Source organism: Burkholderia savannae (assembly GCF_001524445.2).
GTDB lineage: Bacteria > Pseudomonadota > Gammaproteobacteria > Burkholderiales > Burkholderiaceae > Burkholderia > Burkholderia savannae.
In genome coordinates this window covers 310723-327651 of sequence record NZ_CP013419.1, presented here as the reverse complement: position 1 = coordinate 327651, position 16929 = coordinate 310723, and the positions used below count along the sequence as shown (strand labels likewise).

Annotated in this window: 13 protein-coding genes and 4 pseudogenes; 11 read left to right on the top strand and 6 right to left on the bottom strand. The window is 55.9% G+C overall.

Annotation, left to right across the window (positions count from 1 at the left end; all coding sequences use genetic code 11):
- Window positions 1–416 precede the first annotated feature (416 nt).
- From WS78_RS35165 to WS78_RS35145, 5 genes and pseudogenes are all read left to right on the top strand, one after another.
- Window positions 417–908: a fimbrial protein gene (locus tag WS78_RS35165; RefSeq protein WP_063889482.1), complete on the top strand. Its 492-nt coding sequence runs from the start codon at window positions 417–419 to the stop codon at window positions 906–908.
- A gap of 51 nt (window positions 909–959) precedes the next feature.
- Window positions 960–1505, top strand: a complete 546-nt coding sequence (locus WS78_RS35160) for a fimbrial protein (RefSeq protein WP_082717273.1) — start codon at window positions 960–962, stop codon at window positions 1503–1505.
- A 62-nt stretch (window positions 1506–1567) separates the two neighbouring features.
- Window positions 1568–2314, top strand: a complete 747-nt coding sequence (locus WS78_RS35155; RefSeq protein ID WP_226377343.1) for a fimbria/pilus periplasmic chaperone — start codon at window positions 1568–1570, stop codon at window positions 2312–2314.
- Between the two features lie 220 nt (window positions 2315–2534).
- Entirely contained in the window at window positions 2535–4997 is a 2463-nt protein-coding gene (locus tag WS78_RS35150) for a fimbria/pilus outer membrane usher protein (protein ID WP_394335901.1), read from the top strand.
- Window positions 4998–5003: 6 nt separating this feature from the next.
- Window positions 5004–5480: pseudogene (locus tag WS78_RS35145) on the top strand (DDE-type integrase/transposase/recombinase); the annotation flags it as partial.
- 12 nt (window positions 5481–5492) lie between these two features.
- Here WS78_RS35145 and WS78_RS35140 read toward each other — a convergent pair.
- The 4 genes from WS78_RS35140 to WS78_RS35125 all read right to left on the bottom strand — a co-directional run bounded on the left by WS78_RS35140 (window position 5493) and on the right by WS78_RS35125 (window position 8683).
- A complete protein-coding gene (locus tag WS78_RS35140) occupies window positions 5493–7574 on the bottom strand; it encodes a recombinase family protein (protein WP_059581534.1) in 2082 nt (693 codons plus the stop codon).
- A complete protein-coding gene (locus WS78_RS35135; RefSeq protein ID WP_059581537.1) occupies window positions 7564–7815 on the bottom strand; it encodes a hypothetical protein in 252 nt (83 codons plus the stop codon). Before WS78_RS35135 ends, WS78_RS35140 begins: the two co-directional genes overlap by 11 nt.
- Before the next feature lie 35 nt (window positions 7816–7850).
- On the bottom strand, window positions 7851–8303 hold the full coding sequence (locus WS78_RS35130) for a helix-turn-helix domain-containing protein (RefSeq protein ID WP_059581540.1): 453 nt from the start codon (window positions 8301–8303) through the stop codon (window positions 7851–7853).
- Between the two features lie 176 nt (window positions 8304–8479).
- A complete protein-coding gene (locus tag WS78_RS35125; RefSeq protein WP_028222369.1) occupies window positions 8480–8683 on the bottom strand; it encodes a DUF5372 family protein in 204 nt (67 codons plus the stop codon).
- Between the two features lie 113 nt (window positions 8684–8796).
- On the opposite strand from WS78_RS35125, the pseudogene WS78_RS35120 reads away from it, so the two are divergent.
- Window positions 8797–8988, top strand: a pseudogene (locus tag WS78_RS35120) (integrase core domain-containing protein); the annotation flags it as partial.
- A 39-nt stretch (window positions 8989–9027) separates the two neighbouring features.
- Here WS78_RS35120 and WS78_RS38490 read toward each other — a convergent pair.
- Window positions 9028–9231: pseudogene (locus tag WS78_RS38490) on the bottom strand (IS701 family transposase); the annotation flags it as partial.
- A gap of 25 nt (window positions 9232–9256) precedes the next feature.
- Between WS78_RS38490 and WS78_RS38485 the strand changes: the two are divergent.
- Window positions 9257–9364 (top strand): annotated as a pseudogene (locus WS78_RS38485) (transposase domain-containing protein); the annotation flags it as partial.
- Window positions 9365–9373: 9 nt separating this feature from the next.
- On the opposite strand, the gene WS78_RS35110 reads toward WS78_RS38485, so the two are convergent.
- Window positions 9374–9634: a hypothetical protein gene (locus WS78_RS35110; protein ID WP_045598729.1), complete on the bottom strand. Its 261-nt coding sequence runs from the start codon at window positions 9632–9634 to the stop codon at window positions 9374–9376.
- 818 nt (window positions 9635–10452) lie between these two features.
- Between WS78_RS35110 and WS78_RS35105 the strand changes: the two genes are divergently transcribed.
- The 4 genes from WS78_RS35105 to WS78_RS35090 all read left to right on the top strand — a co-directional run bounded on the left by WS78_RS35105 (window position 10453) and on the right by WS78_RS35090 (window position 16861).
- On the top strand, window positions 10453–13566 hold the full coding sequence (locus WS78_RS35105; RefSeq protein ID WP_198174685.1) for a YadA-like family protein: 3114 nt from the start codon (window positions 10453–10455) through the stop codon (window positions 13564–13566).
- 399 nt (window positions 13567–13965) lie between these two features.
- A complete protein-coding gene (locus WS78_RS35100) occupies window positions 13966–14874 on the top strand; it encodes a winged helix-turn-helix domain-containing protein (protein WP_226377342.1) in 909 nt (302 codons plus the stop codon).
- Between the two features lie 277 nt (window positions 14875–15151).
- A complete protein-coding gene (locus tag WS78_RS35095; protein WP_082717728.1) occupies window positions 15152–15604 on the top strand; it encodes a lytic transglycosylase domain-containing protein in 453 nt (150 codons plus the stop codon).
- 121 nt (window positions 15605–15725) lie between these two features.
- Window positions 15726–16861 (top strand): IS3 family transposase gene (locus tag WS78_RS35090; protein ID WP_394335900.1). Its coding sequence is split into 2 segments (ribosomal slippage): window positions 15726–15990 and window positions 15990–16861, totalling 1137 coding nucleotides; the frame shifts between segments, so codons are not numbered across the junction.
- The last annotated feature ends 68 nt before the right edge of the window (window positions 16862–16929 follow it).

Genomic DNA, 16929 nt, shown 5'->3' with positions numbered 1-16929 from the left:
CGCCCGACGTTTCCCCGCTTATTCGAGTCGAGCTGCTCGAAATAAATCAACAAATTGGATAGCAGGCATGCCATTTTTAAAGCAAATGCGATTATGATTTAATATTTCACCATATATAGTATGCAGCAGCAAACAATGCACGCCTGTGGGATATGGCCTAATTTTTATCGGAAAAATCCGAGTGTTCGGCTATGGCAAGAGAAATATGAGCGATGTCGCAACTTGCGATGCCCCCAGGCACGCGGTCGAATCGAGACTCGGACATATCCGAGTCTTTTTCAGTGTGTGCTGAGACACGTGAGCCGCAACCAATGAAATAATGAAATCCTATTCTTTTGAGGGGGACGCTATCCATGAAATCACGATTACGTCAATTTGCGCTCGCTGGTGCCGTTCTTTTTGGAGGAGTGAGCACAATGACGTCAGTTCACGCGTCGGACGGTACCGTTACGTTTACGGGGACAATCTCTGCACAGACCTGCCAGGTAGATACTTCGACCAAAAAGCTGTCTATTACGCTTCCGACGGTATCCGAAAAGGCACTAAACAAGGATGGCAGCACTGCCGGTGGTCAGGCATTTACTATCAAACTCAAGGGCTGTGCGACGGGTCAAGATGCCAAGGTGCTGGCGAGTTTCGAGCCAGGCTCTGATGTCGACATAGCCACTGGCTATCTCAAGAACAGTGACAGTGCCACTGATGGCGGTGCGGAAAACGTCCAGCTCCAGTTGCGTGGAGCGGATGCCAACGTCATCAAAGTGGGAGACCCGTCGAGCATCACACCGACTACGATCGAAGACGACGGCTCGGCCAATCTTCACTACTCCGCGAACTACATTGCGGTTGGTGGCGCCGCAATTGCGGGGAATGTTGCCAGCCACGTGACATGGACGCTGAATTACGAGTGAAGATGACGTTTCAATAACGCGCCGATCTACAGATTTATAGGTGAAATTTTTATGAAAACAAAGCAAAAGAACGTGCTCAACGCGAGCGCTGCGTTGCTGCTGGGAATGGGCGTAATCGTGTCGGCCTACGCTTCGGACGGTGAAGTGGATTTTCAAGGAATCGTGACGGCGCAAACCTGCACTGTTGACGCCACCAGCAAAAACCTGAATGTGCCTTTGCCGACAGTATCAGCCAATTCTTTGGCAAAACCGGGAGATGCGGTCGGTTCGCAATTGTTCACGATAAAGGTAAGCGACTGTTCGAGCGGTACGAAAGCGGTGGCGGCTGCGTTTGAGGCGAATGCAAGCCTCGACGCGAGTACCGGCAACCTAAAGAATCAGAGTGATGATACCGCTGCCGCAAAGAATGTAGAAATTCAACTAATGAACTCGGACAGTTCCCCGATTACCGTGGGTAATGCATCGACGGTGAAATCGACGCCGGTTGTCAGCGGGTCAGCATCGATGGATTACAGGGCGAAATACGTCGCCGTCGACGGTGCAGCCACGGCAGGACCTGTGCAGAGTCACGTAACGTACTCGCTCAATTATCAGTAATGCACGCGTACTGGCGGCGGACGGTCTGCCGTCGACGTGTCCGGCTCATTCAAGGAGAAACAGTGTCGATCCGTCGAATTTTCTCAGGGAGTCTCTCACATGCCTGCATGGCCGCTGCGTTTCTGCCGATGATGGCCCACGCGGATATTGTGCTTCCGAGTACGCGCATCGTCTATCCGGCTTCAAGCAGGGAAGTCGGAGTGCAAGCGCTCAACAAGGGCAAGCGACCGGTGCTTGTGCAGGCGTGGCTCGATATTGGCAATGCGTCTGCAAAGCCTGAAGACGTCGATGTTCCCTTCACGCTGACTCCCCCTGTTTTTCGCGTTGAGCCGGGCAAGGGGCAAACCATGCGTTTGCGGTACACGCAGGAGCCGTTGCCGCAGGATCGCGAGTCCGTGTACTGGCTCAACGTGCTGGAGATTCCGCCGAAAGCTGAGGCCCCGAAAGGAGAAAGCTTACTGCAGCTTGCCTACCGAACGCGCATCAAGGTGTTCTTCCGACCGGCGGGGCTACGAGGCCGTCCCGATGAGGTTCCTGCGCAGATCAAGTGGACGATACGGCCGGGTGAAAACGATGAATGGGTACTCCATGCCGACAACCCGGCACCATACGCGGTGTCGTTTGGTCAGGTTTCGCTGAGAACCGCACGAGGTGCAGTCGATGCCGGCCAAGGCATGGTGGAGGCCTTTAAGTCGGCCGATTTTTCGCTGAAGAACACGAGGAGTCGGCCTGAAGGTGCGATGCAGGTCAACTACTCTGTCGTCAATGACTATGGCGCTTCGAGCAAGGGGACGGCATCCGTTCAGTAGTCGGGACATGCGTTTCACCTGACGCCATCGCATTTATTCAAATATTCTTGCGAGCAATATACCGATAGCAACATCGCGTACGTCCGTAACAGATATCGATATGCATAGTAGTCCTTGTTATAGAATGAGGCCGATCGCTATGTGGGTTGGGATCCTGCTGTCGATTGGTATGCCCCAGGCTTGGGGGGCAGCACAAGCATCAGAGTCTCCTAACGCGGTCGTGGACTTCGATCCCAGCTTTATGGTCGGGCCGGCGGTGGACGTGCGCCGCTTTTCGAGCGGAAACGCGGTGCTGCCTGGCACATACGATGTCGATTTGTATTTGAACGACTCACCGCTCGGGCGCCGCGAGGTGCATTTCGAACTCAGGAGCGGTAACAAAAGTGCTGAACCCTGCTTGACGCGTTCGCTGTTAGATGCTGCCGGGGTCGACATAAGCCATTGGCCTGAAGCAACCCGAGACAACGCACAACAATGTATTGATCTGGGAGTGCGCATTCCGTCGGCATCTTATAAGTACGACGGGTCGAGCCAGCACCTACAATTGAGCGTGCCACAAGCCGATCTACGCAACATGGCACGTGGTGAGGTAAGTCCATCGCGCTGGGATAGTGGCATCACGGCCGGAATGTTACGCTACGACATGAACGTCTACCGTTCATCGGCCTATGGTCGTACCGACAACAGCCTGTATTTGGGAATGGTGGCTGGTATGAACTACGGGGGCTGGCGGTTACGGGAACGCATGTCGCTCGACTATACGAGAGGCATCGGCGCACAGTGGCGGTCCATCGAAACCTACGCACAGCATGATCTGACGAAGTGGAAATCGACACTGACGGTCGGCGACAACTCAACCCGTGGCGAGATATTCGATAGTTTCCAACTGCGTGGTGTCCAGATCGCCAGCGACGACCGCATGCTACCGGACTCACTGCGAGGATACGCTCCGGTCGTGCGGGGTGTGGCGCAGACTAACGCGAAAGTCGAAGTTCGCCAGAACGGCTACGTGATCTATCAGACGACGGTGGCGCCTGGCCCTTTTGAAATCCGTGATTTGAATCCGACTGGATATGGCAGTGATCTTCAGGTAACGGTGACTGAGGCTAACGGGTCTCAACGAATGTTCTTCGTACCCTATGCCAGTGTACCTCAGCTGCTGCGCGCGGGCAGTAGTCGCTTCAGCATCGCGGCAGGTCAGTATCGTACTCAATGGGGGCACGGCGATGGGCATCCGTACGTCGCGCAAGTCATCTATCAACGCGGTCTGAGCAATTTGATCACGGGCTACACCGGGTTTGTGGCGGCTAATGGATATGTGGCCGGTTTGTTCGGGGCGGCGCTCAATTCGTCAATCGGTGCATTTGCGCTGGATATAACGTCCGCACGCACGTCACTGCCGGGCGTGCCGATCCGACAGGGAATCAGCTGGCGGGTAAGCTATGCCAAGATTCTGCCTCAAACTAATACGAGCCTAACAGTGGCCGCTTATCGCTATTCGACGTCGGGTTACTATAGTCTTGCCGAAGCGATGCAGGCGCGTAGTAACATCCGGAATTATGGAAGCATCTATACGGATGGAGCCTATCGGACCCGAGACCGGGCGCAACTGACCGTGAGCCAACGGTTGGGCGAAAGTGGCTCACTGTATGCGATGGGTAGTGTCGTCGATTACTGGAACCGCGGAGGGCGAGATCTCCAATTTCAGATCGGGTATTCAAACGGCGCGAGATGGGGAAGTTATAACATATCCGTCCAGCGCACACGAGATTCGTCCGGCAGACAGGACAACCAGATTTACGTAAGTGTGTCGATACCGTTTGGTGGTCAGATCGAAAGCAAGCCAGTCTTTAGCGACCTGAACGCATCTGTCAGCATTGGCCACAATCAGACATCGCTGCAGACAAGCACAAGTGGCACGGCGGGTACCAACAATGCCTGGTCGTACGGCCTGAATGCTGGCTATAGCGGCGGCGCAGGTACTCGAGCGACTTCGCTCGGAGTATCTGGCAGTTACAACGGCGGCCGCGGTTCGGCAAATGCGTCCGCATCAGTCGGTAACGACGCGAACCAGCAAGCGCTTGGTGTGTCGGGTTCGATAATTGGGCACGCCGGTGGCATTACCTTGGGACAGGCTATTGATCCAGACGACGCGGTTGCATTGATCGAGGCCGATGGCGCGAAGGACGCTGCTGTTACGAATGCGCCGGGCGTGAAGGTCGATAGCTCGGGATATGCCGTGGTGCCCTATCTCACGCCATATCGAAGCAATACGATCACGCTTGACCCTCAACTCTTACCGGATGACGTTGAGCTGGAGAGCACCAGCGAGGACGTTGTGCCGCGAGCGGGGGCGGTAGTAAGGACGAAATTCCCGACGAAGCAGGGTATGCCGATGCTGATGCGGGTAAAGACTGCGAGCGGCAACGTTGCACCGATGGGAGCCAACGTGCTGAACGAGAAGGGGGAAAGCATGGGATGGGTCGGACAAGGCGGCATGATTTTCGTGCGCGGTGTGCCGCAAAAGGGGCGGCTGCGGATTCAATGGGGCAACGACCATGGCAACGCCTGCGTGTTCGATTACGCTCAATCCGGTCGAGGCAGAGGTATAGCCGGGAGTTGCGAACAGGATGACACCGGTGACGATGTAGCAGCTGTTCCGGCACACGTTGCGCAGCAGTAAAGTGCATGGGCGCTGTTGAGGCGAAGCCGGGACGCGCTGGGCGAACCTCGCGTCAATGCAAAACGGGTGTATCGCGTCATGCGCCGCCACGGCCTGCTGCTCGAACGCCGACCTCGTCATGCCCCGTCTACGCGTCGGCACGATGGCAAGGTCGCGGTGGACCAAAGCAACGTGCGCTGGTGCTCGGACGGTTTCGAATTCCGCTGCGACGACGGTGCCCCCTTGCGCGTCGTCTTCGCACTGGACTGCTGCGACCGGGAAGCCATGAGCTGGGCTGCGAGCACCGGCGGCTACACCGGTGACATGGTGCGCGACGTGATGCTTCAGGCGGTCGAAAACCGTTTCGCCGGTGCGTTGAAGGCTGACAGCGAAATCGAGTGGCTGAGCGACAACGGTTCCTGCTACATTGCCGACGAGACGCTGACGTTCTCGCGGGAAATCGGCCTGAAGCCCGTCACGACACCTGTCAGAAGTCCGCAGAGCAAGGAGTAGGTTTCACATTGCACCTTGTCCGGTAGTTGGAGCGGCGATGAAGGTTGCTTGTGTTGCTTTGCGTCCACCCGCGCCTCTTACGAGCAGGACATTCCCCGGAGGTTCGTACAGACAGCGGTGATCATGCCCGTAAACCTGCCGCCGTAGAAGTCCTTGGCGACCCCATTGATGGATGGTGGTCTGGCTCACTTTGAACTGCGCGGCGAGCTCGGCGCCGGTAAGCAGACCGCGCGAGCGCAGTCGCTCAAATCGGCTCGGCAATCCATAGGTGGTCCGCACCAGCGCAACCTTCCTGGCGGTAAATGCTTGCTGCTGCCAGTTTGTATATCCAAGTTCATTGAGTCGCGTGGCGACCTGCTGATCGGTACACGTTTCGAGAAGCTCATCGATAACCGTCACGACGGCCGGTAGTGTCTTGCGTACAAGTGCCATCGGCCTGGGATTGTCGACCGCCAGTGAAGTCGTCCGGCCACCCCGGAAACGCACGTGGATCGAGACCTTCTCTGACTTCACAAGAGTGACGTCTTCGATAAGCAGTCCGAGCATTCGCTTGCGCTCGATGGATTCGACGCGCCTATCGTTCCAGACGGCGGCGAAGTCATCTGCAAGAGCGCGGATACGCGCACGAGCCTCATCTCCAAGCAGATCCTGGTCTGACCGGCGTTGGCGATCGTGTTCCTGCTGCAGCACGTCAAGTCGACGTAGGCGATCGTTCCAATCGGCTTCCAGCGCATCGGCAACCATCCGGTTCGCTGGATCGACATTCATGTAGCGACGGCGGGCGAGTTCGGCTTCGTATCGTGCGCGTTCCAGTTGCTTCAGACGCATGGAATCGGCCTGCTCAATACGTCCGGCGATCTCGTCCTCGACTGCGAGCGCCACTTCGATGGTTGCCGGCCCAACTGTCTCCAGGAGCAACGCACTGATTGCATCATCGATCGCACGCCCACGTATCGACTGGCATGGTTTGCCCGCATCGTGAGCAGCGACGTCGTGACATACGTAGTACGGCTCCATCCTGTCGCTTACCTTCTGATAGCGCACACGCATGCGATTGCCGCAAATACCGCAGATGACGCGCCCCTGCAGCAGTCCGTCCCCTTCGCGAGGGACCGTACCTCGCACGAGCGAACCGAAGCCATTCGCGCTTTGCCTAAGCGTCACCTGATTGCGCTCGAATTCGTCCCAGTCAATGTAACCGATGTGGGCGTCTCGTATGAGAACCTGCCAGTCGGATTGCGCGACCTTGAGTTGCGTGCTCGTCAAGTCGGCTTTGCGTCCAATTCTCGTCCGACCGTACACAAAGGCACCGGCATATCGGGGATTGTGGAGGATCTGTAGAACACGCGATGTGTTCAGTGCGCCCCAGTGCACTTCGCCTTTGCCGATGCCGCGGCGGATCCGGCGCGGGAAGGACCAGCCTTCGCGACGGAAGCGGCGTACCACCATGCTTGCCGAGTGCGTTTGCCGGTAGGTATCGAACAGCAGTCGCAGGCTCGCGTGGATTTGCTGGTCGGGGTCGAGCACAACCGATCCGTTTGGATGGTAGACCAGCCCGACGGGAAGTGGCAGTTCGAGTTCGCCACGTCGCGCCTTGTTGCGCATCCCACCCTGCAACCGCGCGTTCAGCACGTGCAGCTCCGCCTCGCTCATGGTTCCCTTCAGGCCGAGCAGCAGGCGGTCGTTGAAGTAAGCCGGATCATAGACCCCGTCTTCGTCCAGAATCAGGGTGTGGGTCAGTGCCGCAAGTTCGATGAGCCGATGCCAATCGGCGTTGTTGCGCGCCAGACGAGATACCTCAAGTCCGAGTACGATGCCGGCGTGGCCTATGGCGACCTCCGAAACCAGTTGCTGGAACCCGTCCCGGTGTTCTGCGCTTGCACCGGACAGCCCAAGATCGGTGTCGATAACGTGGATGCGTTCGATGGGCCAGCCCAGTGACACGGCGCGCTCACGCAAAGCATACTGGCGCTTCGTACTCTCGGTGTTCTCAAAGACCTGGCGTAGTGAAGATTGCCGCACATAGAGGAAGGCATCACGGCGCAAGTGGTCGTGCGTAACCTTCTGATACCGTTCAGTAGACATGGGCGAGCTCCGAATGGGTCCGTAGAACGAGGTTGGCCAGCAAACGCACAAACTCGTCGCCAGCCGGAAAGGCGTCCATACGCTGCGCCTGGTGACGCGAGGTAGCGTCTATGGCCGCCGTTGACTTCACGAGTACAGGAAGTCCATGCAGCATCCCGTGATAGCGCAGCGCTGCGGCGCCCTCGGCGCGCGGGGTGCCGTCGATCACCGCATCGCGTAGGGCCTCGTAAGCGGCGGTCAAGGCTTGCGCGAAGGGGACGGCGGCAACGGTTGGCTCTACGGTTTTTTTTTGCGCGCGATTGCGCGTTCGATGCTGCGGGGGTGGACAGAGATGCCGAGCTCGGATTCCAGTTGCTCGGCTAGCGCCCGGGCGTGAATCGCGCCATCGCCTTCGAGATGTCGTTCGACGAACGCCATCGCCTCGAAATTGAGCTTGTGCGCTCCCTTGGGCCCACGCTGCTTCGGAGCGAGTCCTGCCAAGCCATCGCGAGCAAACGCGGCCTCGGCCTGATAGAAGGTTGGCCGTGACATGCCGAACAGGGCCGCAGCATCGGCCTTCGATGCGCCGTCGACGCTGACATGGCGCAGCATCTCGTACTTGACTTGAATCAAGTCGCGGGCGTCGAAAAAATCGCTCGACTGGAACCAGGAAGCCTGCACCCTCTCGGGATGGGGATTCAGTACCCCGAGGCGCCTGAGACGTTCCAGCTTTGGATCGGGCTTGGTCAAGATCGCTGCACCGGTGCAAAGTGTGTAATCTAAAATATGCCGCACACACGTCAATGTCAAGGTCGGCGCGCAATCGAATGCGCCGGCCAAATCGCGATATTGTGGGTATATTGCTACGCACGTCGCGCTCACGCGAATCTGATGCGGCGTAATTTAACTTACATTGGCGGCGTAATTTACTTGACACGCCCCAGGACCTCCGGCCTCAGGTCGTCGATTAGCGCGCGCAGCCTCCGAAGGTCGTCGACACGAAAGGCGGAGCGCCCCGCCGCAGCCTGCGCGAACGCGTCCGGCTCATCCACGTTCGTCCATGAGGCCAGTATCGATACCAGCTGGCCATGTTCGTCGTAGAACATGACGCGGTCCTCTCCCCAGTTGATGCGCCGGGTAGCCAGCTGGATTCGTGTACCGCGTCGCGGGTGAAAGGGATGGGTGATCTCGACCGTTACGGCCGTGCAACCGTCGTCACGACAAGCAGTTGCTGACTTACGATAATGGGATGGCCGAGAGCTTCGTCAAGACGATGAAGCGTGATTACGTTTCGTGGATGCCCAAGCCCGACGCCCGAACGGCGCTGCAGAACCTGGCCATTGCGTTCGACCACTACAACGAGTCGCATCCGCACAGCGCCTTGAAATACCGCTCGCCGCGCGAGTTTCGCCAGCAAGCAAATTCTCCAACCTAAGCGTGACCGCGTGTCCGGTCATGCAGGGGCAAGTCCAGTGGCATCAGCGTCCCGCTGCGCCCGCTCCAGCAGGTGCTGTACGCCATCGGGTCTCGCTTCGCCGATTCATTTGGCGAGTTGCCAGCCGTTCTTGCGTTCGACTGTACCCAGCAGGCCCTTCAGGTACGCGAGCGACCGCTCTCGGGGCTCTGGACGCCTGAACAGTTCCCCCAGCCGCTGGTACAGTACTTCGTAAGCGCGAATTTAACCCCACCTAGAATCGAAAGCTGCCTATCTGCTGCACGTGCTGACCGAATTGCCGCAGCGCGCACCGGATGCCGATATTGGCGACCTGCTACCGTTCAACTTCGCTCGACAGCAAGCCGTTACCGGGTAACTCCGATCGCTACCGCGCTGGGCCGAAGTATTGGTCCCACTGTTCCGAATCGGGATCGAGTCGGCGCACAATCGCGTCGTCTGCCCGCGCGATCAACCGTTCCAGCATCTGGCGCTTCGTTACCGAGTAACGGCGAGCTAACCGCGTCAGAGCAAGATACGCTTCCGTGCTCACCCACATATCCAGACGTCGATCACCGTTGCCGTCCTTGCCTGCCGTCTCGCGCCTTGCCCGATAAGCCGCCTGCCGCTGCGCCGTCGTTTGCGTCATCTCGCATCTCCTTCGTTACCCGGTAACTATCGATTCGAAACATGTTACCCGGTAACACGTCACCTAACGACGTGTGGCGGATTTAGCGCTTACAGTACTTCCAATTCAAGCTCCCACGCTCTCTTGCAGTCGAATGCATAGTCTCAACGTGTAGTAGTCCTTATTCATATAGGTATAGTAAAAATATACGGCTGTAGTACTGCGCTCCAGTGTGTCAACACCCATACGGATCTTTGTGCAGTGTTTTCGACTGCTGCGCTCTCCGGCGGCAACAATCGTGGAATCACTTCGTCCTCGAATATCTGACCATAACGCGAAAATTCATGCATTCTTTATCGTCACGGGATTATGGACTCTTGGGGAGAAAGATATTCTGACACGGAATGGGTCAGCGTAAATCATGCAAGTTGCATAGTGCCGATTTCTGATTGCGGCCCGGCCCAGAAAGGCGTTTCACGCTGTTCGGCGTCGACTCGATGGCTTCATATTATTCAAGGTCGTCATAGAGAACCTTTCTCATGATTTTCAGATTCGATGAACGTCGATTTCGAGGACGGCGATGCGTCAGTATGACGCGCTGCTATCCTGCATGAAATTGAACTCAGATTTATCCGAGAATAATTGGGATGCATCTTATTGAGATGGGTGAAGTGGATTCGTATTGTATTTTTAGGTTGGTGGAATTTTATATATTTTACTGTCGTTCTTGGCGTGATTATAGATTCGGTGGTGAATATTGATATTTATGAAGGTTTAGTTGACGTCGGCTCCTAGAAATGGATCGGCATAAAAGTATAGTTTTCAACTCGGAGTGGAAAGTGAATAGAGCATACGGAATTGTTTGGAATCGTGCTTCGGGTTTGCTTTGCGTGGCATCTGAAATGGCAAAGGGGCGTACGCGGCGTGGTGGCCGGAATGTCGCCATTGCGTCCGTGGTGTGCGCGATTGCTTTCCCTTGGCACGCTTGGGCGAAGAGTCAACCGGAAGCGATCGGAGAGCGCACACGATGTATTGCCAATGAATTGCTTGTTGATCACAAAGTTTCTGCGAATGCGGATCCGAAGGTGGAGAAAGCGGCAGTCGTACGTTGCGACGAAATTCCGACTACAGGTGGCAACAACGGCGCATCCGAAAGCCTGACGTCGTCCAAAGATGCAGGGAGGCGCGTCGATCAGCTCTGGCTAAGTTCCGATATTTCGGACATTGACGCGAGCAAATCGAACGTGGAAGCCATTGGGCAGCGTTCTGTATCGGCACTCGGGCGTGGAAACAGTTTATTAAATGGTCCAGGGTACCGCGGCTCGAATGTTGAAGATTATCTTTCGATTGATCCGGGTATGGGCGGTGTCTCAGGTGATACGCCCGTTGCGACCCGCGTGGAAAACCTAGGTGCGATAGCGATAGGCGCCTTCGCAAAAGCTACGTCTTTGTCGTTTCCGTTAGCTCCGGGTAGTGCGATCGCGCTTGGCGAGAACTCTGAGACTATAGGCGGCATTTCAATAGGGTACTCGGCGGTGTCGTCCAACTTGGGTATTGCCATCGGTGGGGGAGCTAAGGATGCCGACGATGGGATGGGCAATATTGCAATGGGCGCAATGGCGACAGCAGGTTCAATGGGCAGCGTAGCCATAGGGTTCGGTAGCAGCGTAACAGGAGACGGAGGTATTGCGCTCGGCATGGATTCAGTTGCCTCTGAAGTCGATACGGTTTCGGTTGGAAACGACGGAAGCAATGGAGACGATGTCATCAAACGCCGGATTGTGAATGTTGCGGCGGGGACCGGTGAGGCTGATGTAGTGAACGTGTCGCAGCTCAAAGGTGTGGCTAATGCGCTGGGTGGGGGCGTGACCGTCCAAGTCGATGGCTCGGTGACAGCACCGGTGTACACGATCGACGGCGAGACTTACACCAACGTCGGCGACGCACTGGAGGCGGCCGCTAATAGTGGAGGCAGCGCGGCCAATGCGGTGGAGTACGACAGTAAAGACGGGCAAGTGGACCGCAGTTCCGTCACGTTCGGCGAACAAGGTGTGCCGGTGGCGCTGCACAATGTCAAGGATGGGAATCTGGCGGCCGATAGCACCGATGCGGTAAATGGCGGGCAATTGTACGCGACCAACGCCAACATCGAGAAAAGCATTACTAACATCACCAACCAGATCAACGATGGTGAAATCGGTTTGGTGCAGCGGGATGCCGACACCCAAGTGATTACGGTGGCCCAGGCACTGGGTGGTACGACGGTGAGTATTTCCGGCACGGAAGGTGATCGGAAGATCAGCGGCGTGAAGGCAGGCGAGGACGATAATGATGCGGTGAATGTCGCACAGTTGAAGGCGGCTGGTCTCACTCCGGCCAATGCGGTGGAGTACGACAGTAAAGACGGGCAAGTGGACCGCAGTTCCGTCACGTTCGGCGAACAAGGTGTGCCGGTGGCGCTGCACAATGTCAAGGATGGGAATCTGGCGGCTGATAGCACCGATGCGGTAAATGGCGGGCAATTGTACGCGACCAACGCCAACATCGAGAAAAGCATTACTAACATCACCAACCAGATCAACGATGGTGAAATCGGTTTGGTGCAGCGGGATGCCGACACCCAAGTGATTACGGTGGCCCAGGCACTGGGTGGTACGACGGTGAGTATTTCCGGCACGGAAGGTGATCGGAAGATCAGCGGCGTGAAGGCAGGCGAGGACGATAATGATGCGGTGAATGTCGCACAGTTGAAGGCGGCTGGTCTCACTCCGGCCAATGCGGTGGAGTACGACAGTAAAGACGGGCAAGTGGACCGCAGTTCCGTCACGTTCGGCGAACAAGGTGTGCCGGTGGCGCTGCACAATGTCAAGGATGGGAATCTGGCGGCTGATAGCACCGATGCGGTAAATGGCGAGCAACTATACCGTTCTCAGCAAAGCGAGGCGGCGGCGCTGAGTGACGAGTCGAAAGTCAACGCGGACGGAACGATCGACACTTCGCTGACTGTGAACGGCAACCGGTACGCTTCGGTCCAGGACGCGCTAAATGCTGCGGTAGCGGGTGGTTCAAACGACCCGATGGGCGTAGTTTACGATAATGCGGATCACACGAGCGTTACGTTGGGCGGTACTGGTGCGCCGACGCCGGTCACGCTCGCCAACGTAGCGGATGGCAAGAACCAGTATGACGCGGTCAACTATGGGCAATTGTCTCAGCTTCAGGACCAGGTGACCAATTTGGATAACCGTGTGACTAACCTGGAATCTGGAAACGGCGGCACTGATACTGGCAGTAATGACATGATTGCCGGCACCGGGGGGGATGATGGTGCTATTACGCCCGCGAATGCGGGTAACGGTACGGGCAACGTAGCGGCAGGGACCGGTTCGGCAGTAGGAAACGGCGCGAATAACGGTACGGCTATCGGTGCGAACTCCAGCGTAGTTGGCGAAAATGGTACTGCAATCGGTGCCAATACAGACGCCGCGGGTAACGGCAGTACTGCTGTTGGTCAGGGTGCCAGCGTAGTATCCGGCGCGGGCAATTCAGTGGCAATCGGTCAGGGTTCGGTGGCTACGGAAGCGAATACCGTTTCGTTCGGCACTGACGGCAGTGAGCGTCGGCTCGTGAACGTCGCTGACGGCGTCAACGCAACTGACGCGGCAACAAAAGGTCAGCTTGATCGAGCGGTTGGAGGCTTGCAAAGCCAGATGAACGACGTATCTCGCAACGCGTACTCCGGTATCGCAGCCGCAACGGCACTGACTATGATTCCTGGCGTAGATCCTGGCAAAACACTGTCATTCGGTATCGGCGGAGCGACTTACCGTGGCTATCAGGCAGTGGCAATGGGCGGAGAGGCCCGAATCACTGCGAATTTGAAGATGAAAATCGGGGTAGGAATCTCTAGTGGCGGGACTACCGTTGGTGCGGGCGCCTCTTATCAGTGGTAATCCACGAAGAAAGGAGTGTGGTCTTGAGAAGTGGCTGCTCAAATTCGGACAGTCGGATAAGTGGAGCTGACCTGAGATAGATTGAGTTTTCTCCTGCGGACGTTTGCTGCTCCGGTGTATTAATTGATTTGTGCGAGCAAAAATATTTACGTGAATTTATCGAATTTGTCGAATTAACGAAGAGGTGTGATTGTGGAGATGTGAAATACGCTTCGCATTTTTAAATGTTTATTAATATGTTGTACGTTGATTTATAAAATTAGCGCCATCATCCAATTGGTGTCGAGATTGATCGATGGTCTCATCTTGATGGCATCTTCAATATTATGGAGTTTGCGTTATTTATCTTTATTTAAAGAAATATATTGTTCTGTGAAATGATTGATGGATGGTGGGCACATGGATTTGAAGAAATGTCTGATTGAGCGCCGATTAATCTTCGATAGTCAGCTAATGACTCTTTCGGGGGAGGTGACCATAACTCAGTTGACTGCTAACGAGACGGAATTACTTTTGATCCTGCTGGAGGGTATGGCCACTAAGCAGGCCATTATCTCGCGGGTGTGGGAAAGTAAAGGCATGTTCGTGACGGATGGCAGTTATTATCAACTTGTGCGCGCATTGCGTGTGAAGCTCCAGGATCAAGGCATCTCGGGAAGTCTCATCAAAACTCTCCCGCGGATCGGGTTGAAATTTGTTGGCGCTGTAGAGCCACTTAATGCTCCAGGGCAGTACGACGATATTGCTGCCACTCCAATTCGATCGGTAACAATGGAATCGAAAATGGTGTCGACGGCGATATTGCAACAGCCAACGTGCGATTCAATCGAGACGGAATCGAATCCATCGGATTTCACTGGATCATTTCTTGTGACGCCGCCAGGCATGCGAACAAGTCCGGTTAGATCGTTGGTATATATCTTGGTTTGCACAATCATTGCGACATGGTTTGGAATGTTTTCATGGAAAACCTTCACTAAATATGAACAGGCTCATCAGTTCACTCTCCAGAAAATTATTGGCGGCGTCCACTATTTATCAATCGGCGACATCGAACAAAGCGACCTGCCGAAGACGCTTGATATTGCACCGCCGCAGGGCACATACGTCTATCGGATCGGACTGCGGAGTGGTAACTGGTTGGCCATTTGCCCAAGATCAATTTCTATGCACCCGGAGTCATGCAAAACATATTTCTTGAATGGACCCCGTATGACGGGAAATACGATCTCTAACCGAGGAGGGTTGCAAGTTGTGGATTTTTGGCGAACCTTGTCTCGAGCATTTTTCGTAAATTCGGCAACTTAGTGATTTATTCATGTGATATATTTATGTTGCGATAAATCTGGCAATTTTAGTGAAGATTGATTGATTTGTTTATTTTTAACTGGTTTAATTGAAATTGCTGCGCGGAGATTATTATCAGTAGTGGCGCATCTATCGCGGGAGTCACTCCAGATAAAAAATCAGTGCCGATGGATTTTCGTGAAAAACCGTGCTGAAGATCTGCGAATGAAGCAATGAGGCGGGGAGAGTAAAATTGTTTGATTGCATCAAGAAAAAATACTGTGAGCGGGACTGGCGCATGCAAGCGGTCAAGGTGGTCTGGGCCTGTATCATGTGCGCGGCAACTTTTCCAGTGCCAGTTCGCGCGGATTACATTGATGTTGCTGCCTTGCGCTATCACATTAATCCAGACCTGCTACGCTCGATAGGCTATTATGAATCTCGCTTGAATCCTGATGCAATCCATCGAAATTCTAATGGTTCAGTTGATATTGGTTTAATGCAAATCAATTCGATTCATCTGCATGCACTGAGGGCGCGTGGGATTGACCGAAGTCGACTTGTCAACGCATCAGTTAACGCCGATGTCGGTGCTTCGTTGCTACGTGAGAAAATTGATCGATATGGCAATACATGGGCTGCGGTCGGCGAATATCATTCGCATACCAGGAAATTTGGCTCGGAATACGCGAGAGCGATCCATGAAATCTACGTGCGTCGCCCGTGGTGCGTGAGACAACCGAACATGTGACCTTGCCTTCATTCCACGCATCCTTTATGTATGCAGAGGTGGCCGCGGAAAATCGGACATTCGGATAAGTGGTTTGGCCGGGGCCTGAGCCAGCGATAATGCTGGCAAAGGAACCCGAAAGATGACGAAGAGAACCCGACGGACGCACTCAGCGGCGTTCAAAGCGAAGGTGGCGCTGGCCGCGGTCAAAGGCGAGCGGACGCTGGCCGAACTGGCGCAGCAGTTCGATGTGCATCCGAACCAGATCACGGAATGGAAGCGGCAGTTGCAGGAGCGCGCGGCAGACGTGTTTGGCGCGACAGGCGTGCCGTCGAGCGAGCCGCCGGTGGATGTAAAAACGCTGCACGCGAAGATCGGCCAGTTAACGCTGGAGAATGATTTTTTAAGCGGCGCGCTCACCAAGTCGGGATTGCTGAGCGCAAAGCGATGACCGACCGTACGCATGCGCTGCCGGTTTCGAAACAGACGCGGCTGGTTGGCATCGCGAGATCGAGCGCGTATTACCGACCGCAGCCGGTCAGCGAGGCCGATCAGTTGCTGATGCGACGAATCGACGAACTGCACATGGAGTTTCCATTTGCCGGAGCACGGATGCTGGCGCGCCTGTTGCGCCGGGAAGGCCATGAAGTGGGTCGTCGTCGCGTGCGCACGCTGATGAAGCGCATGGGCGTCGAGGCGCTGTACTGCAAGCCGAACACGAGCCGCCGCAACGCACAGCACAAAATCTGGCCGTATCTGCTGCGTGGCCTGAAGATCGAGCGGGCCAACCAGGCGTGGGCACTCGACACGACGTACATTCCGATGGCGCGCGGATTCGTGTATCTGACGGCGGTGGTGGACTGGGCGAGTCGCAAGGTACTCGCGCACCGGGTCGCCATCACGCTGGAAGCCGTGCACGCTGTCGAAGCGCTGCAAGAAGCGTTCGCCCGCTACGGGCTGCCGGACATCGTGAACACCGTTCAGGGCAGCCAGTTCACGGCGGGCGCGTTCACCGAGGCCGTGCTGGGCCGGCGCATCCGGCTGTCGATGGACGGCAAGGGAAGCTGGCGCGACAACGTGTTCGTCGAGCGGGTTTGGCGCAGCATCAAGTACGAGGAGGTCTACCTGAAAGCGTACGAGTCGGTCAGCCATGCCCGGCGCTCCATCGGCGACTACATCGAGCTGTACAACCGGAAACGGCCCCATTCGAGCCTGGCGGATCAGACGCCGGATGAGGCATACTTCGCGACGCTGCCTGCAATCAAATCGGCAGCATGATTGCCCCGGACGTTCCACTTAAAAATCTCAGAAAACTGTCCAAACGAGCGAGGCCACCTCTGTTTCGG